Origin of the sequence: Faecalibacterium sp. OM04-11BH, assembly GCF_003482185.1 — a bacterium.
Classification (GTDB): Bacteria; Bacillota; Clostridia; order Oscillospirales; family Ruminococcaceae; genus Faecalibacterium; species Faecalibacterium tardum.
Genome location: NZ_QULS01000004.1, coordinates 86,594 through 110,263 on the forward strand (window position 1 = coordinate 86,594; position 23,670 = coordinate 110,263).

The 23,670-nt window shown below is 61.1% G+C and carries 22 protein-coding genes; 14 read left to right on the top strand and 8 right to left on the bottom strand.

Annotation, left to right across the window (positions count from 1 at the left end; translation table 11 throughout):
• Nucleotides 1-28 precede the first annotated feature (28 nt).
• Entirely contained in the window at nucleotides 29-868 is an 840-nt protein-coding gene (locus DXB44_RS05360) for a DUF624 domain-containing protein (protein ID WP_005921666.1), read from the bottom strand.
• Nucleotides 869-1,086: 218 nt separating this feature from the next.
• On the opposite strand from DXB44_RS05360, the gene DXB44_RS05365 reads away from it, so the two are divergent.
• The 12 genes from DXB44_RS05365 to DXB44_RS05425 all read left to right on the top strand — a co-directional run bounded on the left by DXB44_RS05365 (nucleotide 1,087) and on the right by DXB44_RS05425 (nucleotide 12,639).
• On the top strand, nucleotides 1,087-1,815 hold the full coding sequence (locus DXB44_RS05365; RefSeq protein WP_118657988.1) for a lysophospholipid acyltransferase family protein: 729 nt from the start codon (nucleotides 1,087-1,089) through the stop codon (nucleotides 1,813-1,815).
• A gap of 200 nt (nucleotides 1,816-2,015) precedes the next feature.
• Nucleotides 2,016-2,768: a hypothetical protein gene (locus tag DXB44_RS05370; RefSeq protein WP_118657989.1), complete on the top strand. Its 753-nt coding sequence runs from the start codon at nucleotides 2,016-2,018 to the stop codon at nucleotides 2,766-2,768.
• 2 nt (nucleotides 2,769-2,770) lie between these two features.
• Nucleotides 2,771-2,950, top strand: coding sequence for a hypothetical protein (locus DXB44_RS05375; protein WP_118657990.1), 180 nt, complete (start codon nucleotides 2,771-2,773; stop codon nucleotides 2,948-2,950).
• A 477-nt stretch (nucleotides 2,951-3,427) separates the two neighbouring features.
• The gene (locus DXB44_RS05385; protein WP_118657992.1) at nucleotides 3,428-4,498 is read left to right on the top strand and encodes a prephenate dehydratase domain-containing protein; all 1,071 of its coding nucleotides are present in this window, start codon (nucleotides 3,428-3,430) and stop codon (nucleotides 4,496-4,498) included.
• Nucleotides 4,495-5,538 (top strand): 3-dehydroquinate synthase, encoded by a 1,044-nt coding sequence (aroB, locus tag DXB44_RS05390; RefSeq protein ID WP_015537202.1) that lies wholly within the window; start codon nucleotides 4,495-4,497, stop codon nucleotides 5,536-5,538. The genes DXB44_RS05385 and aroB overlap by 4 nt, the downstream gene beginning before the upstream one ends.
• Nucleotides 5,539-5,541: 3 nt before the next feature.
• On the top strand, nucleotides 5,542-6,684 hold the full coding sequence (aroC, locus tag DXB44_RS05395) for a chorismate synthase (RefSeq protein WP_118657993.1): 1,143 nt from the start codon (nucleotides 5,542-5,544) through the stop codon (nucleotides 6,682-6,684).
• Nucleotide 6,685: 1 nt separating this feature from the next.
• Nucleotides 6,686-7,948, top strand: a complete 1,263-nt coding sequence (locus tag DXB44_RS05400) for a shikimate kinase (RefSeq protein WP_118657994.1) — start codon at nucleotides 6,686-6,688, stop codon at nucleotides 7,946-7,948.
• Entirely contained in the window at nucleotides 7,929-8,393 is a 465-nt protein-coding gene (locus DXB44_RS05405; RefSeq protein WP_118657995.1) for a type II 3-dehydroquinate dehydratase, read from the top strand. Before DXB44_RS05400 ends, DXB44_RS05405 begins: the two co-directional genes overlap by 20 nt.
• Nucleotides 8,394-8,419: 26 nt before the next feature.
• Nucleotides 8,420-9,436: a 3-deoxy-7-phosphoheptulonate synthase gene (gene aroF, locus DXB44_RS05410; protein WP_118657996.1), complete on the top strand. Its 1,017-nt coding sequence runs from the start codon at nucleotides 8,420-8,422 to the stop codon at nucleotides 9,434-9,436.
• A gap of 93 nt (nucleotides 9,437-9,529) precedes the next feature.
• A complete protein-coding gene (gene aroA / locus DXB44_RS05415) occupies nucleotides 9,530-10,804 on the top strand; it encodes a 3-phosphoshikimate 1-carboxyvinyltransferase (protein WP_118657997.1) in 1,275 nt (424 codons plus the stop codon).
• Nucleotides 10,797-11,660 (top strand): prephenate dehydrogenase, encoded by an 864-nt coding sequence (locus tag DXB44_RS05420; RefSeq protein ID WP_118657998.1) that lies wholly within the window; start codon nucleotides 10,797-10,799, stop codon nucleotides 11,658-11,660. The genes aroA and DXB44_RS05420 overlap by 8 nt, the downstream gene beginning before the upstream one ends.
• A gap of 22 nt (nucleotides 11,661-11,682) precedes the next feature.
• Nucleotides 11,683-12,639, top strand: a complete 957-nt coding sequence (locus DXB44_RS05425; RefSeq protein WP_118657999.1) for a WYL domain-containing transcriptional regulator — start codon at nucleotides 11,683-11,685, stop codon at nucleotides 12,637-12,639.
• A gap of 59 nt (nucleotides 12,640-12,698) precedes the next feature.
• Here DXB44_RS05425 and DXB44_RS05430 read toward each other — a convergent pair whose 3' ends face one another.
• From DXB44_RS05430 to DXB44_RS05445, 4 genes are all read right to left on the bottom strand, one after another.
• Complete coding sequence (locus tag DXB44_RS05430; protein ID WP_243111031.1) at nucleotides 12,699-14,750, bottom strand: AAA family ATPase; 2,052 nt, start codon at nucleotides 14,748-14,750, stop codon at nucleotides 12,699-12,701.
• Between the two features lie 125 nt (nucleotides 14,751-14,875).
• Nucleotides 14,876-15,334 (bottom strand): hypothetical protein, encoded by a 459-nt coding sequence (locus DXB44_RS05435; RefSeq protein WP_118658001.1) that lies wholly within the window; start codon nucleotides 15,332-15,334, stop codon nucleotides 14,876-14,878.
• Between the two features lie 28 nt (nucleotides 15,335-15,362).
• Nucleotides 15,363-16,325 (bottom strand): GTP-binding protein, encoded by a 963-nt coding sequence (locus DXB44_RS05440; RefSeq protein WP_117949951.1) that lies wholly within the window; start codon nucleotides 16,323-16,325, stop codon nucleotides 15,363-15,365.
• 36 nt (nucleotides 16,326-16,361) lie between these two features.
• Nucleotides 16,362-17,585 carry a GTP-binding protein gene (locus DXB44_RS05445; RefSeq protein ID WP_118658002.1) on the bottom strand — a complete coding sequence of 408 codons (1,224 nt, stop codon included), beginning with the start codon at nucleotides 17,583-17,585 and terminating at the stop codon, nucleotides 16,362-16,364.
• 283 nt (nucleotides 17,586-17,868) lie between these two features.
• Between DXB44_RS05445 and DXB44_RS05450 the strand changes: the two genes are divergently transcribed.
• Both DXB44_RS05450 and DXB44_RS05455 read left to right on the top strand, forming a co-directional pair.
• The gene (locus DXB44_RS05450; RefSeq protein ID WP_118658003.1) at nucleotides 17,869-19,668 is read left to right on the top strand and encodes an aminopeptidase P family protein; all 1,800 of its coding nucleotides are present in this window, start codon (nucleotides 17,869-17,871) and stop codon (nucleotides 19,666-19,668) included.
• Nucleotides 19,669-19,849: 181 nt separating this feature from the next.
• Nucleotides 19,850-20,569, top strand: a complete 720-nt coding sequence (locus DXB44_RS05455) for a LytTR family DNA-binding domain-containing protein (protein ID WP_118658004.1) — start codon at nucleotides 19,850-19,852, stop codon at nucleotides 20,567-20,569.
• A 224-nt stretch (nucleotides 20,570-20,793) separates the two neighbouring features.
• On the opposite strand, the gene DXB44_RS05460 is transcribed toward DXB44_RS05455, so the two are convergent.
• The 3 genes from DXB44_RS05460 to DXB44_RS05470 form a co-directional block, all read right to left on the bottom strand.
• Nucleotides 20,794-21,717 carry a glycosyltransferase family 2 protein gene (locus tag DXB44_RS05460; RefSeq protein ID WP_118658005.1) on the bottom strand — a complete coding sequence of 308 codons (924 nt, stop codon included), beginning with the start codon at nucleotides 21,715-21,717 and terminating at the stop codon, nucleotides 20,794-20,796.
• A gap of 20 nt (nucleotides 21,718-21,737) precedes the next feature.
• The gene (locus tag DXB44_RS05465; protein ID WP_118658006.1) at nucleotides 21,738-22,781 is read right to left on the bottom strand and encodes a glycosyltransferase; all 1,044 of its coding nucleotides are present in this window, start codon (nucleotides 22,779-22,781) and stop codon (nucleotides 21,738-21,740) included.
• Between the two features lie 152 nt (nucleotides 22,782-22,933).
• On the bottom strand, nucleotides 22,934-23,584 hold the full coding sequence (locus DXB44_RS05470; RefSeq protein WP_118658007.1) for an HAD family phosphatase: 651 nt from the start codon (nucleotides 23,582-23,584) through the stop codon (nucleotides 22,934-22,936).
• Nucleotides 23,585-23,670: the final 86 nt, after the last annotated feature.

Here is a 23,670-nt window from a genome sequence, read left to right on the forward strand (position 1 = left end):
ACATCGCTCCTTTCCGCAGTTTTATCGCTTATTCTTCCGGGGTGTCATCGTCGGCGTAGTCCTCCTTGAGGGCTGCTTCCAGTTCGGCGTCCTTCATCTTGCGGATGTTCTCCTCGATGTGGAACACCCGGTCAATATCACCGTACACGATCTGGCAGGACACCTCGGTGACGAACCAGAAACCGAAGATCAGCATCAGGAAAAGCCCCAGCGGCATGCACAAGATCACCACGCCCCAGAACAGCACCTGCACGATGGCAGCAGCCAGTGCGTGGGGCAAAAAGGCGATCATGCAGTTGATGCTGTTTTTCAAAGTCAGGCTCAAAGGCTGGTCCAGCAGCACCACCTGCGGCCACATGTAGGCAAACAGCATCTGGAACAGCACCAGATTGAGCACCGTAGCCACCCACAGCGGGACGCCCACGTTGGTACCGTGGTACAGCATATTGAAGCAGAAATAGACGAGGAAAATCTGCAGCGTGACCACCACGGTGTACAGCACACCGGGCACAAGGCTGGCTTTAAAGTTGCGCTTGAAGGCCTTGCGGTAGGTCACCCACCAGTAGCCCGCCTCGTCGCGCAGCGCACGCAGAACAGTATCGTACATTCCGGCCAGTGCGGGCCCGGCCAACAGACCGCCCACGGCGGCACTGCCCAGCATCACCGGCAGGCTGTTCTGCAAAAAGCCGATGTACACCAGACAGATGACCGGTGCAAACCCGATACAGGTCAGCAGGTTTGCAAGGAACATCCCGTTCATATCACGGCCTACAAGCTCAAAAAAGCGGCCGATGCCGGTCTTGCGGGGGGCGTCCTTTTCGACACCCTTACCGGCCTTGAAATCATTGGCAGAAGGAAAAAGACCCATAGTAGCTGCGGTACCTCTCTTGTGTTTTTAACCGGCATCGCAGGCGTTTTGTCTGGAAAGTGCCATTGTGCTGGCTTTACAGATATAAATATACCTGTATTTTGTCAACTTTGCAAGATACAACCGGGGCTAATTGTAAAAAAATATTTATCTCTCCCTTTTTTACGCAAAATGTGCTACAATGACAATGGCATTTTTTGCAATAGGAGGAAACTATTATGAGCATTCTTCGCACCATTGCGATGTTTATTTATCTGTTCGGGTACATGATCCTGCATTACGGCATCCTGCGCCGCGCCGAGCGCGCCGCAGCCGCCGGAGATACCGCCACCGTGGAGCAGATCGTGAACCAGCATATCCCCCGCTGGAGCCGGGGCATCTTAAAGGTGACCGGTGTGTCCCTGTCGGTGGAAGGGCTGGAGAACATCCCCAAAGACCGTCCCTGCGTGTTTGTGGCGAACCACCGCAGCTACTACGACATCCCCTTGCTGCTGGCCGGGCTGGAAAAGCCCCACGGCATCCTTGCCAAGGAAGAGCTGGAAAAGATTCCCCTGCTCAACCGCTGGATGAAGCTGCTGGGCTGCGTGTTCGTGCAGCGTGACGATGTGCGCGCCTCGGTGCGGGCACTGAACGATGCCACCGCCATCGTGGAGGGTGGCCGCAGCTTCGTCATCTTCCCCGAGGGCACCCGCTACAAGGGCGAAGAGGGCGGTGCAGGCGAGTTCAAGGCCGGTGCCTTCCGCATTGCGGTCAAGACAAGCGCCCCGGTGGTGCCTGTGGCTGTGACCGGTGCCCGCGCCCTGTTTGAGGCTAATGGCAACCGCTGCCGCCCGGGCAGTGTGCGCATCAAGATCATGTCGCCCATCCAGACCGCCGGCATGAGCAAGGCCGAGCAGAAACAGCTGCCCGACGCCGTGCGCCAGAGTATTCTGGCTGCACTGAAGTAACAGCGTTTTTTCAAAACCGCCGTTCCGCTTAAAGGCTTCCCCCGGACGGGGGAAGCTGTCACCGCAGGTGACTGATGAGGGCGCTGCTGCCGGAATTACCCCTCATCCGGCGCTGCGCGCCACCTTCCCCCCAAGGGGTGAAGGCTTTAGGAACCGGCTTTACAACGCTGCCCGACCGTATCACACAGGAGAACTATTTTATGGCAAGCTACCGTTACGAACGCGACATTGACCCCAAGGATCTCAAGCCCCGCAAACAGCGGCAGTACAGCCGCAAGGAGCGCTGGGCAAACTGGTGGGACTACAATCTGAAATGGGTGCTCATCTTCGGCATTGCGGGTGCGTTCGTGGCGTACTGCTTTATCGGGCAGTATTTCCTGACCACCCACCCGGATTACAACGTGGCGGTGGTCAGCCCCTGCTACCTGCCCGAAGCCACCGTCACCGCCCTGCAACAGCAGCTTGCCGCCTATGGCGAGGACTGCAACGGGGACGGCAAGGTGGTGGTGAAGCTGAACCAATACACCATGGCTTTCAACAGCGAGGACTCGGACGCCTATCTGGATATGGCGGGCACCACCAAGCTTTCCACCGATATCCAAAGCTCCCTCAGCTCCATCTTTATCCTGTATGACCCCGCAGGCTTCCAGCAGACCACCGGCACGCTGCGGTATCTGGACGGTCATCTCCCCAAGTCCGACGCCGACAGCGACTGGTGGAACATGGTCTACCGCTGGACGGATTGCCCGGTGCTGACCGGGATGGAGCTGGGCAGCTACACCTCGGACGCGGTGCAGAGCGCAAGCGGAGACAGCCAGCAGCTGCTGGCAGATTACTATATCGGCATCCGGGGCGCATGGCTGAAGGAATCCGCTTCTCTGCTGGAAAACAGCGAGACCCTTTGGGCAAACCTGACCGCCGGGGCTGTCTCCACCGCCGGGGAGGGGCATTAAAAATGCGCTTCCGCATCAAAGCCGGCGGCCCCGCTGCCCGGTTCACCTTTGACCGCACCCCAAAACCCCAGCCGCCCGCGCCGCCTGTTCCCCGCGCCGCAGACCTTGATAACCCCTACGGGCGCTACTACGGCAAAGCCCGCAGCTGGGAGGATATTTTGAAGAATAAAACAACAGATTGACCCGGGCTGCCGCACAGCATTTTGTGCGGCAGCTTTTTTTGCAGGAACGAACCCTCTCAGTCAAAGCCGCAAGGCTTTGACAGCTCCCCCGAAAGGGGGAGCTTTTGGCGCGCCCGGAAGTTTTCTCCCTGCATTTAACACTTTAGAAAACAAGGCTGGCTGCGTGCGCCCTCTCCGTCATCGCTGCGCGATGCCACCTCTCCCAAAGGGAGAGGCAAGAACACTACCGGAAACTTTCTCATTTCACCTAACACTTTAGTGTTGAACTTTACGGCTTGGCTCTCCCTTCGGGAGAGCTGGCGCGGGAGCGCCTGAGAGGGTTCGTCTTTTCTGTTTTCTATTTTCGTCTTTTTACCCATGACTGATTTGAAATTTTCTCCACCCTCAAATAAAGAGCGGTTTGTTGTTTCCCTGTCCCGGTTATGGTATACTTACTAGGTATCCCCGCAAAAACCGACCAAAAAGGATGTGACCCCCATGGACGCACTGGAACAAGCCCGTGCCGAGATCGACACGGTGGATGCGCAGCTGGCTGCGCTGTTCGAGCGCCGGATGGCTGCTGTTTTGCAGGTAGCCGAATATAAGCGGGCGCACGGTCTGCCCATCTACGATGCCGCCCGGGAGGCCGCCGTGCTGGAAAAGGCCGCAGCCCGCATCCAGCAGCCTGCGCTGCGCCCTTACTATAAAGACCATGTCCAGCACATGATGGACATCGCCAAGCAGTATGAAGCCGCTGTGCTGGGACGTAACCGCGCCGCCTATCAGGGGGTGGAGGGTGCGTTTGCCCACATCGCCCTCAAGGCGCTGTTTCCCCACGCCGAGGCCGTGAGCTATTCCACATGGGACGAGGTTTTCGAGGCCGTGGCCTCCGGCGAAGCCGCCCACGGCGTAGTGCCCTTTGAAAACAGCCACGCCGGGGATGTTTCCGCCGTGCTGGACCTGTGCTATAACCACCCGGAGCTGTGGGTGGTGGACGTGTACGACCTGCCCATCTCCCAGAACCTGCTGGTGCTGCCGGGCACCCAGCTTTCCCAGTTGCGCACGGTGTACAGCCACCAGCAGGCCATCGCCCAGAGCGAGACCTTTTTAAAGCAGTTCCGTCTGCCCGCCACCGCCATGGCCAACACCGCCATGGCTGCAAAGTTCGTGGCTGAAAGCAAAGACCCGACAAAGGCCGCCATTGCCAGCGCCGAGACTGCCGCCCTGTACGGGCTGGAAATTCTGGTGCCCAACATCAACACCGACGGCGACAACACCACCCGGTTCATCGTGCTCAGCCGCGAAAAGCCCACGGCGGGCAACCGGTTCTCCCTGCTTTTCACGGTGGACAACAAGCCCGGCAAGCTGGCGGAGGTGATTCAGGTCATCGGTGCCAGCGGCTTCAATATGGAGTCCATCAAGAGCCGCCCCATGCCGCACGTCCCCTTTGAATATTATTTTTACGTAGAGCTGGTGGGCGATGCCGCCGCCGGCGAGACCGCCGCGCTGCTGCGCGAGCTTGACCGCACCTGCCGGACGGTGCGGCTGTTAGGAGTGTATACAAAATGAGTGATTTTATCGGAACCAAGCTGACCATGAATCTGGGCGAGCGCAGCTACGACATCATCGTCAAGCGCGGCTCGCTGGAAAACCTGTACCAGTTCGCCCGGCTGGACCGCCGGGTGGCGGTGGTCACCGACAGCGGTGTGCCCGCACAGTACGCCCAGATGGTAGCCGACCAGTGCAAGGATGCCACCATCATCACCGTGCCGCAGGGCGAGGCCAGCAAGAGCTTTAAAATTCTGGAAACCGTGCTGCGGCAGATGCTGGACTTCGGCATGGGCCGCGGCGACCTTGTGGTAGCCGTGGGCGGCGGCGTGGTGGGCGACCTTGCCGGTTTTGCCGCTTCCATCTATATGCGCGGCATCGACTTTATCAACTGCCCCACCACCACCCTTTCCATGATCGATTCCTCCATCGGCGGCAAGACCGCCGTGGATCTGGGCGACACCAAGAACATCGTGGGTGCCTTCTGGCAGCCCAAGCTGGTCATCGTGGACCCGGACACCCTGTCCACCCTGCCCCGCCGCCACTTCATCAACGGTCTTGCCGAGGCGGTCAAGGCCGGGCTTCTGGCCGACCCGGAGCTGTTCTCCATCTTTGAAAAAGAGGACGTGGACGACCGCATCGGCGACATCATCTGCCGCAGCCTGCGCTTTAAAAAGAGCATCGTGGAGCAGGACGAGACCGAGCAGGGTATGCGCAAGGCGCTGAACTTCGGCCACACCATCGGCCACGGCATCGAAGCTGTGAAGGGCATCAAGGGACGCCGCACCACCGGCCTGTTTCACGGCGAGTGCGTGGCGCTGGGTATGCTGCCCATGATCGAATCCAAGGCACTGCAAAAGCGGGTGCGCGGCGTGTACCGCCGCTTAGGGTTACCCACCCGCACCGCCTACGATAAGGAAAAGGTGCTGGCCGAGATGCTGCACGACAAAAAAGCGCAGGACGGGCAGATCACCATCATCAAGGTGCCCGGCCTTGGCTGCTGGCGCGCCGAGACCATCCCTGTGGAGGGGCTGCGCCCGCTGCTGGGCATGGAGGACTGACCCATGAAAAATACCTTTGGCAGCGACCTTTCGCTGACCATCTTCGGCGAGAGCCACGGCCGCGCCGTGGGCGCGGTGCTGGACGGCATGGCCGCCGGTGTGCCGGTGGACGAGAGCTTCCTCGCCGCCTGCATGGATAAGCGCCGCGCCCGGGGCGACGGCCTTTCCACCCCCCGGGTGGAAGCGGACGCGGTGCAGCTGCTGTCCGGTGTGGTAAACGGCCACACCACCGGCACCGCCATTGCCCTGATGATCGAAAACCAGAACACCCGCAGCGCGGACTACGCCAAGACCGCCGACCTTCTGCGCCCCGGTCACGCGGACTTTACCGCCTATGCCAAGTACCACGGCTTTCAGGACGCCCGGGGCGGCGGGCACTTTTCCGGCCGGGTGACCGCTGCTTTGGTGGCGGGCGGCAGCATCGTGCTTGCCGCATTGCAGCGGGCAGGCATTGATATCACCACCCACATCGCCCGGTGCGCAGGGCTTGCAGATACGCCCTTTGCGCTGGACGACCCCGCCGCCCTTGCGGCACAGGTGGGGACGCTTACCACCAAGACCGAGGGCTTTGCGGTGCTGGATGCCGCCGTGGAGGAGCCCATGAAAGCCGCCATCCGCGCCGCCGGTGCTGAGGGCGACAGCGTAGGCGGCGTGCTGGAAACTGCCATCCTCGGCCTGCCCGCCGGCATCGGCGAGCCCTACTTTGACAGCGTGGAAAGCGAGATCGCCCATCTGGCCTTTTCCATCCCGGCGGTCAAGGGCATCGAGTTCGGCACCGGCTTCGGCTTTGCCGGGCTGCGCGGCTCGGAGGCAAACGATGCCTTCCGCATGACGGCAGAGGGCGCGGTGGTCACCTCCACCAACCACAACGCGGGCATCAACGGCGGCATCGCCAACGGGATGCCGGTGGTGTTCCGCACCGCCGTCAAGCCCACCCCCAGCATCTATAAGCAGCAGGATACGGTGGACTACATCGCAAAAAAGGACGCGCAACTGTCCATTCAGGGGCGGCACGACCCCTGCATCGTGCCCCGGGCTGCCATTGTGCAGACCTGCGCCGCCGCCCTTGCGGTGGGCGATCTGCTCACCGCCCGGTACGGTGCCCGGTGGATGACCGACCCCACCGGCTACCGGAAGGAGGACTGAGATGGAATACGGACTGATCGGCGGCAAGCTGGGACACTCCTACTCCAAGACCATCCATGAGCTGCTCTGCGGGTACAGCTACGAGCTGTGCCCCCTGCCCACCGAGGCAGACGCCCGCGCCTTTTTGCAGCGGCGGCAGTTCAAGGCCATCAATGTGACCATCCCCTACAAAAAGCTGGTGATGGAGTACTGCTCCTTCATCGACCCCCGCGCCCGCGCCATCGGCGCGGTGAACACGGTGGTGAATAAAAACGGCCTGCTCTACGGCTACAACACCGATTATCTGGGCTTTGCCCACCTGTGCGAAGCCCACGGCGTGGAGCTTGCGGGCAAGACCGTGCTCATTTTAGGCACCGGCGGTACCCACAACACCACCCGCGCGGTGGCGCTGGACAAGGGCGCTGCCAAGGTGCTGACGGTCAGCCGCACCCCCGACCCGGAAAAGGGCGAGCTGAGCTACGCCGAAGCCGCCCGCAGCGGCGCACAGGTGGTATTCAACACCACCCCAGCTGGGATGTACCCCAATGTGGGCGTGTGCAGTCTGGACGTGGCCGCCATGCCCGGGCTGGAAGCCGTGGTGGACGTGGTATATAATCCCAACAAGACCGAACTCATTCTCCGCGCCGAGGACGCCGGTGTGCCGGTAGCCGTAGGCGGGCTGGAGATGCTGGTGGCACAGGCGGTGTATGCCGCCGAATACTTCCTTGGCCGCAAGTTTGAGGACGCCCCGGGCGAGGTGCGGCGCATTACCGCTGCGCTGCGCCGCGAGACGCTGAACATCGCCCTTGTGGGAATGCCCTCCTGCGGCAAATCCACCCTTGGCCGCCTGCTGGCAAAGCAGCTGGGCAGACCGCTTGTGGATCTGGACGAGGAGATCGTCAAGGCAGACGGGCGCAGCATCCCGGATATCTTTGCCGCCGAGGGCGAAGAGGGCTTCCGGGCAAAGGAAGCCGCGCAGATTGCCCGTTTCGGCAAGGAAAAGGGGCTTGTGCTCTCCTGCGGCGGCGGCGCGGTGAAGCGGGCAGAGAATGTCCGCGCCCTGCGCCAGAACGGCGTGGTGCTGTTCATCGACCGGCCGGTGGAAGCGCTGGCCGTGGGCGGCAACCGTCCGCTTTCTTCCAGCGCCGAGGCGCTGCGCACCATGGAAGCCCAGCGCCGCCCGCTGTACCTTGCCGCCGCAGATGCGGTGATTTCTAACACCGGCACGCTGGCCGAGGCGCTGGCAGCTGCACAGGAGGCACTGGATGAAATTTTTGATTCTTAACGGGCCAAACATCAATCTGGCGCGCTGGTCTGAGCCCGGCGTGCCCGGCGAAGTGGACTACACCGGCCTGATGGACTATGTGCAGGCGGGCTGCGACCAGCTTGGCATTGAGACCGACATCTGCCAGTCCAACCATGAGGGCGATTTGATCGACGAGATCCAGTCTGCCCCCGGGCGGGTGGACGGCATTGTGCTGAACCCGGGCGGCTACGCCCATTACAGTGTAGCCATTCTGGACGCACTGCGGCTGTGCAGCGTGCCCGCCGTAGAAGTGATGCTGGACGCCCCGGACGAGCGCGAGCCCTTCCGCAAAACGGACGTGGTGTCCTTTGGCTGTCAGGGGCATTTTATCGGCGAGGGCCCGCAGGGCTACCTGCACGCCTGCATCTGGCTGGCACAGCTGCTGCGCACCGACGGCTCCCCTAAGGCGCATATCGTGATGTAAAACAAACAGGAAAGGAACAACCTCCCATGATCATCTCCACCAAAAAAGGCACTCCCAAAGAGGAACTTGAAAAGATCGTTGATAAATTTGAAAATCAGGGTCTGGACGTGACTCTGATCACCGGCAAGGACTACAACGTGTTCGGTCTGGTGGGCGATACCACCAAGATCGACGAGCGGGACGTGCTGGCAAACCCGTGGATTGACAACGTCACCCGCGTGTCTGCGCCCTATAAGCGCGCAAACCGCCTGTTCCACCCCGCAGACTCGGTCATCGACTGCGGCGGCGTGAAGATCGGCAGCAAGGAAAAGATCGCCGTCATGGCGGGCCCCTGCAGCATCGAGAACGCCGAGCAGGCTCTGCGCATCGCGCAGGGGGTCAAGGCGGGCGGCGCAGCGCTGTTCCGCGGCGGTGCCTACAAGCCCCGCACCTCTCCCTACGCCTTTCAGGGTCTGGAGACCGAGGGCATTCTGGATATGGTAAAGGCACGCGAAGCCACCGGCCTGCCCATCGTCTCCGAGCTGATGAGCGAGGACCGCATCCCGGAGTTTGAGGAGTATGTGGACGTGGTGCAGATCGGCGCACGCAATATGCAGAACTTCCAGCTGCTCAAGGCGGTGGGCAAAATGCACAAGCCCGTGCTGCTCAAACGCGGTCTGTGCAACACCATCGAGGAGTGGATCATGAGCGCCGAGTACATCATGGCCGGCGGCAACGAGCAGGTCATCTTCTGCGAGCGCGGCATCCGCACCTTTGAAAAATACACCCGCAACACGCTGGATCTTTCCGCTGTGCCCATCATCCACGAAAAGACCCATCTGCCCATCGTGGTAGACCCCAGCCACGCCACCGGCAAGGCCAATCTGGTAGAGCCGATGATGATCGCCGCCGTGGCCGCCGGTGCGGACGGTCTGGAGGTAGAGGTGCACTACGACCCCCAGCACGCATGGAGCGACGGCGCACAGTGCCTGACCCCGGACGCCTTTGCACAGGCCATGGCAAAGTGCCGTCAGGTGGCTTGGGCCATCGGCCGGGAGATGTAAACCGTTTACCCCCTCAGGCGCTGGCGCGCCAGCTCCCCCAAGGGGGTGCCCAAAGCGCTGCCGGGGGGAAATCTTCAAAAGGATAACACCGCTATGCTCGTAACCATCAGACCTGCCCCCGGCGGCATCGGGGGCGTGATCGCCGCGCCGCCCAGCAAAAGCATGGCGCACCGCGCCGTGCTGTGCGCCGCGCTGGCCGTGGGACGCTCCCATATCACTCATCTGGAATTCAGCAAGGACATCTCTGCCACCCTGTCCGCTGCCGCGCAGCTGTGCGCCGCCGTGGACACCGGCGCAGACGATGCTGCTGTGCAGGGGCTTGGGCATTTCCTGCCCCTGACCGCCCCGGTGGACTGCTGCGAAAGCGGCAGCACCCTGCGGTTTTTGATCCCCATTGCCAGCCTGACCGGCCAGCCGGTCACCTTTACCGGGCGCGGACGGCTGATGGAGCGCCCGCAGTCCGTGTACGAAACGTTATATCGCGAGCAGAATCTACGGTTTGAGCAGTCCTCTGCCGGGCTGACCGTGGAGGGCGCACTGACCCCCGGGGACTACCGGCTGGCAGGCAACGTGTCCAGCCAGTTCATCAGCGGGCTGCTGTTCGCGCTGCCGCTGCTGCCCGGGGACAGCCAGCTGCACCTTATTCCCCCCGTGGAGAGCCGCAGCTACATCGACATGACCCGCGCCGTACAGGCCGCATTTTGGGTGCACAGCCGCTGGCTGGACGAAACCACCCTGCTGCTGCCCGGCGGGCAGCAGTACCACCCCTGCGACTACAACGTGGAGGGTGATTACAGTCAGGCTGCTTTCCCGGCGGTGCTGGGTGCGGTGTGCGGCGGGGTGACCATCACCGGCCTTGCGCCGGACACCCTGCAGGGCGATGCTGCCATTCTGGACATTCTGCGCCGGTGCGGCGCGGTGTTCACCCGCAAAGGCGACAGCGTCACCTTTGCAAAAGCACCCCTGCACGGGGTGGATATCGACCTTGCAGACTGCCCCGACCTTGGCCCCGTGTTGATGGTGCTGGGACTGCTGTGCAAGGGCACCACCGTCATCCGCAACGCCCAGCGGCTGCGCCTGAAGGAGAGCGACCGCATCGCGGCCATGGAAGCCGAGCTGCGCGCCTGCGGCGGTGTACTGGAAAGCGACGGCGGCACCATCACGGTGCACGGCTGTGCGGAGCGTCTGCACGCTCCTGCCGCCCCGCTGCACGGCCACAACGACCATCGGGTTGTCATGAGCCTTGCGGTGCTGGCAGCCGCCGCCGGGCTGTCCCTGACCGTGGACGATGCCGAAGCCATCCAGAAGAGCTGGCCCGGCTTTTTTGCAGATGCAGCGCCGCTTGGCGTGGAGGTAGAAGATGCTTGATAAAACAAAACGTTATCTCGTAGTGGGTCTGGGTCTGCTGGGCGGCAAGTACGCGCTGGAGCTGACCCGCGCAGGCTTCCATGTGGACGGCATCAACCGCAGCGAGGGACACTTGCAGTACGCGCTGGAGCACGGCTATATCGCCAGCGGTAAGACCCACGATTTTGAGGACCTTGTCCGGCAGGCCGACCATATCATCTTTGGCCTGTACCCCACCGCGCTGCTGGACTGGTTCCGAACCTACGGCCATCTGCTCAAGCCCGGGTGCATCTTTACGGATGTTTCCGGCGTCAAGACCGGCCTTGTGGAGCCGGTGCAGGCGCTGTGCCCGGCGGGGGTGGAGTTCATTGCCAGCCACCCCATGGCAGGCCGCGAGACTTCCAGCGTGGAGCACGCCGCCGAGGTGAATTTTGCCCCGGCAAACTTCATCATCACCCCCACCGAAAAGAACACCCCGGCGGGCATCCAGTGGGCAAGGGAGCTTGCCGAGGTGCTGGGCTTCAAGCATATCTGCACCCTGACCGTGCAAGAGCACGACCGGATGATCGGCTATGTCAGCCAGCTGTGCCACGCCATTGCCGTAAGCCTGATGTGCGCCAACGACAACTCCTCGCTGTGCGAATACACCGGCGACTCCTTCCGCGATTTGACCCGCATTGCACGCATCAACGACAAAATGTGGGCAGAGCTGTTTTTGTGGAACAAGCAGAACCTGATCAGCGAGATCGACCAGTTCGATTCCGCTTTGCAGGAGATGCGCGCCGCCCTTGTGGCAGACGACCGGGACAAGCTGGAACAGATGTTCCGCCTTTCCACCCAGCGCCGCGCCGCCTTTGACAAAAAGCTGCCGGAATAAACCGTGACGGAGGTATTGCCCCATGCCCAAGCAGGAAGGACAGAAATCCAAGCTGGTAACGCTGCTGCGCATCCTTGAGCAGCGCACCGACGAGAATCACCGCCTGAACGTGCCCCAGCTGGTGCAGCTGCTGGAAAATCAGGGCATTCTGGCCGAGCGCAAGAGCATTTACAGCGACATTGACACCCTGCGCAGTCTGGGCTACGACATCCAGCTGCAACGGGGGCGCGGCGGCGGGTACTGGATGGCCAGCCGTGCGTTCGAGCTTTCCGAGCTGAAGCTGCTGGTGGATGCGGTACAGTCCAGCAGCGTCATCTCGGCGCGCACCAGCAAGCGCATCATCCACAAGCTGGAAGCCCTCTGCTCCGACTACGAGGGCACCCAATTGCAGCGTCAGGTGTATGTGGACGGACGCCCCAAGACCGACAGCCAGACCCTTTTGTACAGCATCGACGCGCTGCACACCGCCATCAACCGGGGGTGTCTGGTGCAGTTCCGCTACAAGGGCAGCAGCGCCGTGCGCACTGTAAGCCCGTGGCAGCTGGCGTGGGAAAACGGCTGTTATTACCTGATCGCCTATCAGGATGAAAAAGCACCCCCGGTGCGCCACTACCGGGTGGACCGGATGGCCGGGGTGCTGGTGCTGGACGAGCCGCGCCGGGGCAAGGAGTTTTTCCGCACTTTCGACCTGCCCGCCTATCTGCGCAAGCACTTCAATATGTTCGGCGGCACCGAGTACCGGGTCACCCTGCGGTGCGCTGCCGACCTTGAGCCGGTCATGCGGGAGCGCTTTGGCCGGGAGCCGGTGTTCTGCCCGGAGGACGCAGAGCACTTCCACTTTGACGTGCCCATCTGCGTCAGCCAGCAGTTTTTCGGCTGGGTGTGCGGCTTTGGCGGCAAGGTAGAGGTCGCCGCCCCCGCCGCCGTCCGCACCCAGCTGCACGAGATGGTGCAGAGCCTTGCGGAGCAGCATGAATAAACAGAAAGGGTTCCAGAAACGCCTGCGGGCGTTTCTGGAACCCTTTTTCATGATGATTTTTATTCCTCAAATTCCAGATCGCTGGGCTGGATGAGGTCAAGGGGAGCGGCGGGCTCTGCGATGAGGCGGCGGCTCTGGTTGAAGATGGCCTTTTCCAGCGTGTTGCGCGCCAGACGGCCGTTGCCGGCGGTGCGGCTGTCCAGCGCCTGACGGCGCTTATAGTAGCCCAGCAGCGGGAAGGTGCAGCCCTCGGCAAGGCGGTAGCCCTTGCCCTTGGCCAGCACGGCGGTGATGTCCAGCAGCTCGTCTGCGGTGTAGTCCGGGAACTCGATCTTATTGGGGAAGCGGCTGGCAAGGCCGCTGTTGGCGGTGAGGAATACCTCCATCTCCTTGGTGTAGCCCGCAAGGATGACCACCAACTCGTCCCGGTGATCCTCCATGCCCTTTACAAGGGCGTCGATGGCTTCCAGCCCAAAGCTGTCCTGCTGGCCGCGGTACAGGCTGTACGCCTCGTCAATGAACAAAACGCCCCCCAGTGCGCTCTCGATGACGCTGTTCGTCAGCGGGGCGGTGTGGCCGGTGTAGCGCCCCACAAGGTCGGCGCGGGTCACCTCCACCAGCTGCCCGCCCCCCAGCGCACCGATGGCCTTGAGGTACTTTGCCACCAGCCGGGCAATGGTGGTCTTGCCGGTGCCGGGGTTGCCGGTAAAGATCATGTGCATGGACAGGCTTGCGGTCTTGAAGCCCGCCGCTGCGCGGCGCTGCTGCACCTGTAAATTGTCTGCCAGACCGAACACATACTCCTTGACCGGGGCAAGCCCCACCAGCGCATCCAGCTCGGCGCGGATCTGCTCCACCGCGCCGGTGTAGGCCGCCGGAAGCAGGCTGAACAGGTCTGCCGGGGCGGCACCGTTCAGCGCAAATTGCAGCCCTTCGGGCGCGGCGGTCAGCGCCACCGTGCCGGACAGTTTTGCATCGGTCTGCAAACAATACTCGCTCAGGGCGCGGAAGATCCGCTCGCAGCAGTCTGCCAGCCCCTCTGCGCCCTTTTCCTTGGAGCACTGCGCCGCCACATAATCCCGTACCTCTGCCCCGGCGGTAAGGGTCAGGCCCAGACGGCTGTGCACCCGCTGCGCCAGCGCGTTCAGCTGCTGCGCCGCCAGCGCCGCCAGTGCTTCCGGGGTAAAGGGAGCGGTCTGGCACACATCCCCTACCGCCGCCACAAAGGACGCGCCAAACTTATCCGCCAGCGCCTCCCGTCCCTTGCGGGAGAAGAAGATCAGGTACTTGCCGCAGGGGTCGATGCGGCTCACTGCGCCGGGGGCAAGCGCTGTACCGGCTTCCACCAGAATGCCCTCTTTGTTGACCAGATACCGGCTGGACAATGGCGCGCTGCCCTTGACCGCGAGATCGGAGAGAATGCGCAAAAAGCCGGGGTGGCAGCTCTCATAATGCTCGAACACCACGATCTCGCCCGGGGCGTGCAGGGCGGCGTAAAGATCCTGCAAAAACAGCTTTTCCGCGCCGGGGTCGGGGTAAAGCGCAAGATCCATCACCGCCATCCGGTCGCTCTGCAAAAGCCCCCGCGCCGCCATGATGCGGGCGGTCTCGGCCAGTGCAAAGTGCCGTCCCGTGCCCGGTGCACCCCACAGCAGGATCACATTGCGGGCGGCTGCGCCCTCGGTGCCCAGCACAAAGGGACGGCGCATGGCCCGCACCACGCTGTCCACAAAGGCGTCCTGACCGAGGACGGTCTTTTTCACCTCGGCGGCAAGGCCTTCAAAGCTGCCCAGCTGCTCCGGCTTTGTGTCTGCCGTGCCCTTGGCCAGCAGGCCGTCCGCTTCCATGTCCCGCAGCATCTGGCGGCTGTCCTCCAGTGCCGTCTGCACCCCGGCATCCTGCGCTTTCAGCCGGGCGTTCTGCTGCTTCAGTAATTCGTCCAGCTGCTTTTGCTGTTCCAGCAGCGCCGCGTTCAGATCCGGCAGGCCGCTGCCCGCCGGTTTTTTGGGCTGCGGCTTTTCGGGCTGCGGCTGTGCGCCGCCGAACTTCAGTTTGCCGCCCGCGCCGAACACGCCGTTCATCAAGCTTTCCCAATCATCGGTGTATGCCATGGTGCTGCCCTCCATCGGTGTTTTTTCTTCCAGTATAGTGAACTGCGCGGCATTTTGCAAGCACAAAAAAGCTCCCCCTTTCGGGGGAGCTGATTCCGCATCTATGCGGGGATCATGCTGTTTTCTCAGCCCTTACAGCCCTGCTCTTCCCAGTCGCCGAAATCGTTGGCATCGGCGATCTTGGTGGCATCGATCTTGCCGTTCTCATCCCTGGGGGCAACGGCGGGGCCGGCCTCTACGGGGTTGGCGTTCGGAGCTTCGGGGTCGTACACCGGGCGCTCTTCGGCGGTCTCCGGCTGGGTCTGGGGTGCGTTCTCAGCAGGGGTGGGTGCTTCCGGTGCGGCTTCCTCGGCAGCTTCTGCGGCGGCATCGGCAGCCTTTGCTTCTTCCTTGGCCTCGGCCTCTTCGTAGGCCTCAGCAGTCTTTTCGGCCTCCTCGGCGTCCTTTTCGGCTTCCTCCGGGAACTCGACCTCCTCCACATGGAGCGGGTCTTTCTGGTTCAGGATCTTGTCCAGCACCACGATGGCAGCGCCGGTGACGGCCACGGCAGCAGCCGTGCCAAGAATACGGAACAGAGTTTTCATACCAGAACCTCCTTGTAATAAAGAAACGTTAAGAGAACGTTACGACCTCTTCCAGGGGCTTTTCGGCGGGCTCTACCGACACGGCGGTCAGCACCGGGCCTTTGCCCCGGTAGATGTTGTGGAACTTGTAGCCCACCTTGGCGGTCACCCGCACCCATGCGCGCTGTTCCAGCGCCTTGTAACCATCGTAGCTGCACGGAAAGCCCACAAACTGGATGTCCTGCACGCAGCAGGTCATGGCAAAGCGACCGGGCACAAAGCTGTTTTTGCCGGCGCGGTTGGTCTGGCAGACCTGTGCCAGAAAGCGCACCGTCTTGCCGGTGTACTTCTGGGGCTCGTCCTGACAATCCATGTACCAGATGCCGAAATCGTCATCCGGGATGTCGATGGGGTCGGCGTTGATATCAAAGGGCAGCGGGTCGGGGATATCATCGTAGGCTACGCTGCCGTCCTTGAACTCGTAGGCGATATCGCACTTGCGGGAGGCCTGCCGCACCAGCTTGTGCAGCTCCTGCCGGGCGTCATCGTTGTTCACGGCTTCGGCGCGGTTGAACACGATCAGCTCACTGCGGGCGATCTTGTCCAGCATCAGACTGCGCATGGAGTTGTCGCGGGCGTAGGTCAGGGCGGTGGTGCCGTCGGCGGTGGCGATGCACTGGTACACCAGCCAGTTCTCGGGCAGGGCATCCGCTAAATCCTGCAGCAGCCACATGCCGTTGTACTCGATGACCACGCGGCCTGCGTCCGCTTCCTTGCCCAGCTTTGCAAGGTTCTGGGGGTTCAGCTCGGACTTATCCTCCAGCACCTTCACGGTCACGCCGGGGAAGGCGAACTTCTTCTCGTTGTACTCCTCTTCGCCCTCCTCGCAGACCAGCAGCAGGGTCTTGTCGCCGGAGTCGAAATTGGGGTCTTCAAAGGTCTCCTGAATAAACTTGGTCTTGCCGCTTTCCAGAAAGCCCACAAACAGGTAGACCGGGATCTCTTTTGCCATAATAAATGGTTGCTCCTTCTCTCAATAATGGGGTTCTCAGCAGCCGAACAGCTGGGCGATGGCGGTCTCGTTCAGCTTGGAGCCGATGACCACCAGCTTGCCGCCCACGTCTGCGCTGCGGCTGCGCACTTCCCACTCGCCGGGCACATAGTCGAACTCCAGCCAGCCGTCTGCACCGCCGTCCACGATGCCCTTGCTGCGCAGGATCATGCCGTAATTGCCGGTATCCAGCTCGGTGAGGGCGTGCTCCACCTCGGCCTTGGTGAACTTGCGGGCCGTCTCCACGCCCCAGCTGGTGAACACTTCATCGGCGTGGTGGTCGTGATGATGATGACCGCAGCAGCAGTGGTCGCCGTGCTCGTGGTCATGCTCGTCATAATCATGGTGATGATGCTCATGCTCGTGCTCGTCATCATCTTCATCATGATCGTGGTGGTGACCGCAGCAGCAATGGTCATCATGATCGTGCTCGTCGTGGTCGTGGTGATGATGCTCGTGCTCATCCTCGTCATCATCATCGTCATCGTCATGATGATGGCCGCAGCTGCACACACCGTTCTCATGGTCGTGATGATGGTGATGCTCGTGCTCTTCTTCCTCGTCCTCGTGGGCGTGCTCTTCATTTGCCTTGGCAGCCATGGCGATCAGCTCAGCCTTGAAGTCGTCCTTGGTGGACATGGCCTTCAGAATCTGCTCACCGGTCAGGTGATCCCATGCGGTGGTCACGATAGTAGCGGTGGGGTTCTTTTCCCGCAGCATTGCCACGGCAGCGGCGATCTTTTCCTCGCTGGCGGTCTGGGTGCGGCTGAGTAGGATGCAGCTTGCGTGGCTGATCTGGTCATCGTAGAACTCGCCGAAGTTCTTCATATACATCTTGACCTTGTTCACATCGGCCACGGTGACAAAGCTGTTCAGCTGCACGTCCAGATGCTCGGCCACGCCCTCCACGGCGCGGGTCACATCGCTCAGCTTGCCCACGCCGGACGGCTCGATGACGATGCGGTCGGGGTGGTACTGTTCCACCACCTGCTGCAGAGCGGTGCGGAAATCGCCCACCAGAGAGCAGCAGATGCAGCCGGCGTTCAGCTCGTTGATCTGGATGCCGCTTTCCTTCAGAAAGCCGCCGTCAATGCCGATCTCGCCGAACTCGTTCTCGATCAGCACCACCTGCTGGCCTGCAAAGGCCTCGGTGATCAGCTTTTTGATCAGAGTGGTTTTGCCGGCGCCAAGGAAGCCGGAGAAGATATCGATTTTAGTCATGTTCCAAATGCCTCTTTCTTTTTATCGCAATATTCGCAATTGTTAGCGCAAAGGGCCGCAGAGTGCTGACCCATAAAAATACTACACCTCTATTATAACAAGGCTGTCAATGGGAAACCGGCCTTTTTCAAGAAAAAATTGTAACTTTTTTTGCAAATTGACGGCGTTTTGGGGGGAGTTTTGCCCCCGCATTGCATTCTTCCCCGCAGAATGATACAATAGCAGCAGCAAACCATCGCCGCCGGACGTTTTTCCGGCAAATGACAGAAAGAGGGCTTTTGTTATGAGTATGAACACAGTTCCCGAGCGTCTGGCCGCGCTGCGTGCCGCTATGAAGGCAAACGGCGTGGACGTCTATCTGATCCCGGTGGGCGACCCGCATTCCAGCGAGTATCTGCCCGACCACTACACCTCCCTGACCTACTTCTCCGGCTTCCACGGTGAGAACTCCAACTTTGTGGTCACCATGACCGAGAGCGCCGTCTGGGCAGACGGCCGGTACTTTGTGCAGGCGGAAAAGGAGATCGCCGGCACCGAGATCCAGCTGATGCGCATGGGCGAGCCGGGCGTGCCCACCGCTGAGGAATACTGCGGCAAGGTGCTGCCCGAGGGCGGCACGCTGGGTCTGTGCGGCCTGACCGCCAACTGTGCACTGGTCAACAACCTGAAAAAGGAGCTGGAACCCAAGCACGGCAGCATCAAGACCCTGTTCTTGGAGGACGAGCTGTGGGTGGAAGGCCGCCCTGCCCGCCCGGCTACCCCGGCATGGATCTTACCTAAGGAGTACGCAGGCTTCTCCCCGGCAGAAAAGCTGGAACAGCTGCGCGGCAAATTGAAGGAGCTGGGCTGCACCGCCCAGCTGGTGGGCAAGCTGGATAATCTGGCATGGCTTTTGAACCTGCGCGCCATGGATATCGAGTGCACTCCCTACGCCATGGCCTACTGCTACGTTACCCCCAGCCGCGCCGTGCTGTTCATCGATCAGGCGCGGGTCACCCCGGAGGCCAAGGCAGAGTTGGAAGCCAACGGCGTAACGCTGGCCGACTACGACAGCATTCTGGACGTGATGGCCGCCGAGACTGAGCCGCAGACCGTGCTGGCGGAGAGCGCTACCGTGAACTACGCCGTGTATCAGGTGCTGGAAAATAACCCCGCTCTGACCGTGAAGGACGCCGCCGACCCCCTGCTGGCCATGAAGGGCGTGAAGAACGAGGTGGAGCTGGCACACCTGCGCGAGTCCCATCTGCGGGACGCCGTTGCCATGGTGCGCTTCCAGATCGAGCTGGAAAACCGTCTGGCTGCCGGTGAAACGCTGACCGAGTTGACCGTGGACGAGATCCTGCACAAGTACCGCAGCGCAAACGACAAGTTCCTTGTGGAAAGCTTTGGCACCATTGCAGCCTACGGCGGCAACGCAGCCATGATGCACTACCACGCCACCCCGGAGGATCACGCCGTTTTGCAGCGCAAGGGCTTTTTGCTGGTGGACAGCGGCGCAACCTACATGGACGGCACCACCGACATCACCCGCACCTACCCGCTGGGCGAACTGACCGAGGACGAGCGGCTGTTCTATACCTGGACCTTGCAGTGCCACATCGACATCGCCAAGGCCGTCTGGCTGGATTACTGCGACTGCCACATGCTGGACACCATCGCCCGCGAGCCGCTGTGGCGTCACCTGATCAACTACCGCTGCGGCACCGGCCACAGCGTCAGCTTTGTGGGCAACGTCCATGAGGGTCCCCACGCTCTGAACGGGCGCAACACCACCCTGATGCGCCCGGGCATGATCGTCACCGACGAACCCGGCGTGTACGAGGCCGGCGAGGTGGGCATCCGCATCGAGAACGAGATCGAGTGCTACCACAAGGCCGACAACCAGTACGGCACCTTCCTTGCCTTCCGTCCCCTCACCTTTGTGCCCATTGCCACCTCTCCCATCGTGCCCGGCGTGCTGGACAAAGAGCAGGTCGCTTGGCTGAACGACTACCACCGCAAGGTGTTCGAGCAGCTGGCACCCCGCCTGACCGAGGACGAGCGCGCATGGCTGGCCGAGAAGTGCGCCGCCATCGGCTGCTAATGCTAAAAAGAACAAAAGTCAGCTGCCGCTTGCCGTCCTGACTCTTGCCGTAAAAATGCAATTCCGGGCAGACTGCGGTCTGCCCGGAATTGCTTGATTTAAGATGATTTTTCCGCTGATGATGGCCAAAGCGCACGCAGAGGATATTTCAAATCGTCTACCCTGCAAAGGAAGCCAAACCATGATCTTTCACATTGCGATCTGCAGCCCGGACGGGGCGCTGCGCAGCCGGCTGGAGCACCAGTGCATGGAGTTCTTTGCCCGGCGGGAGGACGCCTGCATCGTGGAGCAGCTGCAAAGCCCGGAAGCGCTTTTGCAGCAGGATGCCGCCGGGCTGCGGTACGAGCTGTACCTCATCGAGCTTGCGGCGGTAGCCCGGCCCGAAGGGCTTGCGGCGGCGGCAGAGCTGCGCCGCCGGGGCCGCCGCGCGCCGCTGGCCTTTGTGGCACGCACCCCGGCCCACGCATACAGCGCCTACCGGGTGGACGCCATGCAGTATTTGCTGCAGCCGGTACACCAGCCGGAAGTTTCTGCCCTGCTCAAGCGGGCGGTGGAGCCGGAATACGGCCCCACCCTTACCGTGACCACCGCAGACGGCGTGCGGGCGCTGGCCTATGCCGAAATTGAATATCTGGAATGCACCCACCACATCGTGCATTTCCACCTGACCACCGGAGAGGATGTGGCCTCCCTCTCGCTGCGGGTGCCCTTTTCCACCGTGGCGCAGCCGCTATTGGCAGATGGCCGCTTTGTGCAGCCGCACCGCTCCTATGTGGTCAATCTGAAAGCAGTACAGCTGCTGTCCCCCGGCGAGGTACGGATGCGCAGCGGGGCGCGCATCCCCATTCCCCGCGGGCGGGAAGCCGCCGTCCGGGAGGCTTTCTGCGCCCGATTGAGGTAAAGAAAAAATGAAGAAGCCGCTGCACGCAAGATCGCTGTGCAGCGGCTTTTTTGCTTGACGATTTAAAATGGCTTCCGCTGCGCTTTAGCCATATTCAGCGGAAAGAATATTTTTTATTTCGCGGTTGTCGCGCTCGGTAGAGCGCGACAACTGCATTTTCATAAAAGGGGCATAGAGGAAAAAGACATTTGCAGCGGCTTCTGTTTTACGGAAAATTGCCGGAATCACTTGGACTGGGTTCTGCGCTTCAGCAGGGTCTGGACAGGGCCTGCGGGCATGAAGCGCTCCGACTGGGCAATGAGGGTGTGGTACAGCCGCAGCTGATTGCCACGGGCGATCCCCAGTTCGGACAGCATCTGCTTGTAATGGGGAAACATCTGCAAACGGCTGTTCACGACCTTGCTAAGGTCTGCATTGGTGTGCAGCAGGCTCTGGGGGTTCTGGATGTAGTAATAGCCCGGGTCGGCAAGGGCGGTATAGGCCTTCGCCAGCCGGAAATACCGCACATTGAACAGCTGATCCTCGTTGTAAACTTCGCGGGTGAACCAGAGCCCCGCGTTCATCAAAAGGCTGCGGCGGTACAGCTTGTTCCAAACAACGTTGAAATAGAAGGAGGAGGGCTTTTTCATATACTCCTGCATAAACTCCTTCTGGCCGTAATTTCCGGCGGGCAGAAAGCTGTAAACGCTCACCTCCGGCTCGGCGGTGTCGGTCTGTACGCCCAGCTGCGCCAGCAGCTTTTCGGTGCGCCGACCGCTTTTGCTGGAAGCCAGCGGGATCACCATCCAATAGGGTGCAATGACCAGATCGGCATAGTTCTTCTCGGCGGCTTCCACCATGCGGGCGGTAAAGGTGGGTTCGATATAATCATCACTGTCCACGAACTGCAAATACTTGCCGTGGGCAGTGCGCATCCCGGCGTTGCGCGTGAGAGAAAGCCCCTCGTTCTCCTTGCTGATGACCACCACGCGGGGGTCTTTTGCCCGGAACTGCTCACAGATGGCAAGGCTGCCATCCGGGGAGCCATCGTTCACCACGATGATCTCAAGGTTCTGGTAGCTCTGGCCGCAGATGCTTTCCAGACAGCGGGCAAGGGTCTTTTCCACGTTGTAAACGGGCACGATCACGCTGACGAGCGGGGTGTTCATGGGGTTCCTCCTTCACAGGCTTACTCCGTTCCGAGTTTCTGCTTTTTCTTGGCGGCAGCCTTTCGTCCGCTGCGCTCGGCGGCAAGCTCCGCTTCCTCGTCGCTGCCGGCAAAAAAGGCGTACCAGTACTCTGCCGCATCGCTCAGCGCCTTCTGGATGCCAATCGTGGGGCTTACACTTTCCGCCAGCCCCAGCAGCGAGGCGTGCAGCTGGGTCTGCACCTCTTCGTAGAGGCCCAGTTTCGTGTAGAGAGCCTTATAATAGTCTATCATTTGCAGACGGTTCTGCATGATGGTAGAAAGATTGATCTGGGTGTGGCAGATGCTCTGCGGGTTCTGGACATAGTAATAGCCCGGCTCCTCCAGCGAGACCACCCGCTCCACAAATTCCAGATACCGGATGTTGAACTGCTGATCCTCGGCGTGGATCATCTCGTTGGTAAACTCCAGCCCGTGGGCGTTCAATACGTCCCGGCGGTAGAGCTTGTTCCACACCACATTATAGAAAAAGGTCACGGGCTTTTCCATCAGGTGCAGCGCGTAGCTTTTCTGGTCGTAGACACCGGCGGGCAGAAAACCGTACTCCCGGTACTCCACCTCTGGCTTTTTCCGGCGCAGCTTCTTTTTGGCGATGTCCTCCGGCTTGCCTGCCTTGACCTTTTCCCGCAGCTGCTCCTTCTGGATATCCCGGGGGATCTCCATCCAGTAGGGCGAGATGACCAGTGTGGCATCGTGCTGCTCGGCAGCTGTCACCATACGCTGGGTAAAATCCGGGGCAAGGTGGTCATCACTGTCCACGAACTGCAAATATTTGCCCTGTGCCAGCCGCATACCCACATTGCGGGTGATGGAAAGGCCCTCGTTTTCCTTGTCCACCACCGTCACGCGGGGGTCTTTTGCACAAAACTGATTGCAGATCGTAAGGCTGTCATCCGTAGAGCCATCGTTCAACACGATGATCTCCAGCTCCTGATAGGTCTGGCTGCAAATACTTTCCAGACAGCGGGCAACACTATTCTGCGCGTTATACACAGGCACGATAATGCTGACGAGCGGGTTTGTCATGACAGGGATCTCCTTTTGACGATAAGGTTTGGTTTTTTTCGCTTCACCAAAGCACGTCTTTGTAAAAAAGACGTAATTATTTATATTATCATACTCCTATGGCACGCAAAATGCAAGAGGATGGGCGTTTTATCCATCCGGGAGCAGGCAGTTTATACCTGCGCCCAGTCCAGCGCAGTCCAGTCCGGCAAAAACTGATTGCATATCCGGCGCAGGGCGGGGGCATCGGCAGCGCTGGTGGTGTCCTGAATGCCCACCAGATAGAAGCCGGCGTCGTGGGCAGTCTGGGCAGCGTAGAGCGCATCTTCGCACACGGCACACCCGGCAGGCTCCGTGCCGCCAAGGCGGTGCAGCGCCTCCATAAAGGGGGCGGGACTGCTTTTACTCATGGTGCCCCGTGCCTCGATGTAGAAATCAAAGTATTCGTCGATGCCAAGGCGGGTCAGCACGGTGCGGCACTGGCTGCTCCATGTGTTGGAGCAAATGCACATCCGTGCGCCCTCGGCCCGCAGCCGGGCAAGAGTGTCCCGCACGCCGGGCTTCAGCTCCACCTTCTCGTACAATTGGGCGATCACCTCGCGCATCACGTCCAGATAGCCGTTCCTGTCCAGCGGCAGCGCATATTCCCGGATGAGGTACTGTGCGCCGTCCTCCATGCCCATGGTCAGCAGGGTCTCGTGCAGGTCTGCCTTCGGGGTGCGGCCAAAGCGCGCCAGCAGCGCCTCCGGGGCGCCCTCCCATACTACCACCATGCTGTCGGTCAGGGTACCGTCCATATCAAAGATCCATTGTTTGCAGTGCATACGTTCCTCCTGTTGTGCGCCCCTTCGGGCTGTCTCTATACTTATCTCCGGCTAGTATAGCACGAAACTTTCACAGGAAAAAGGCA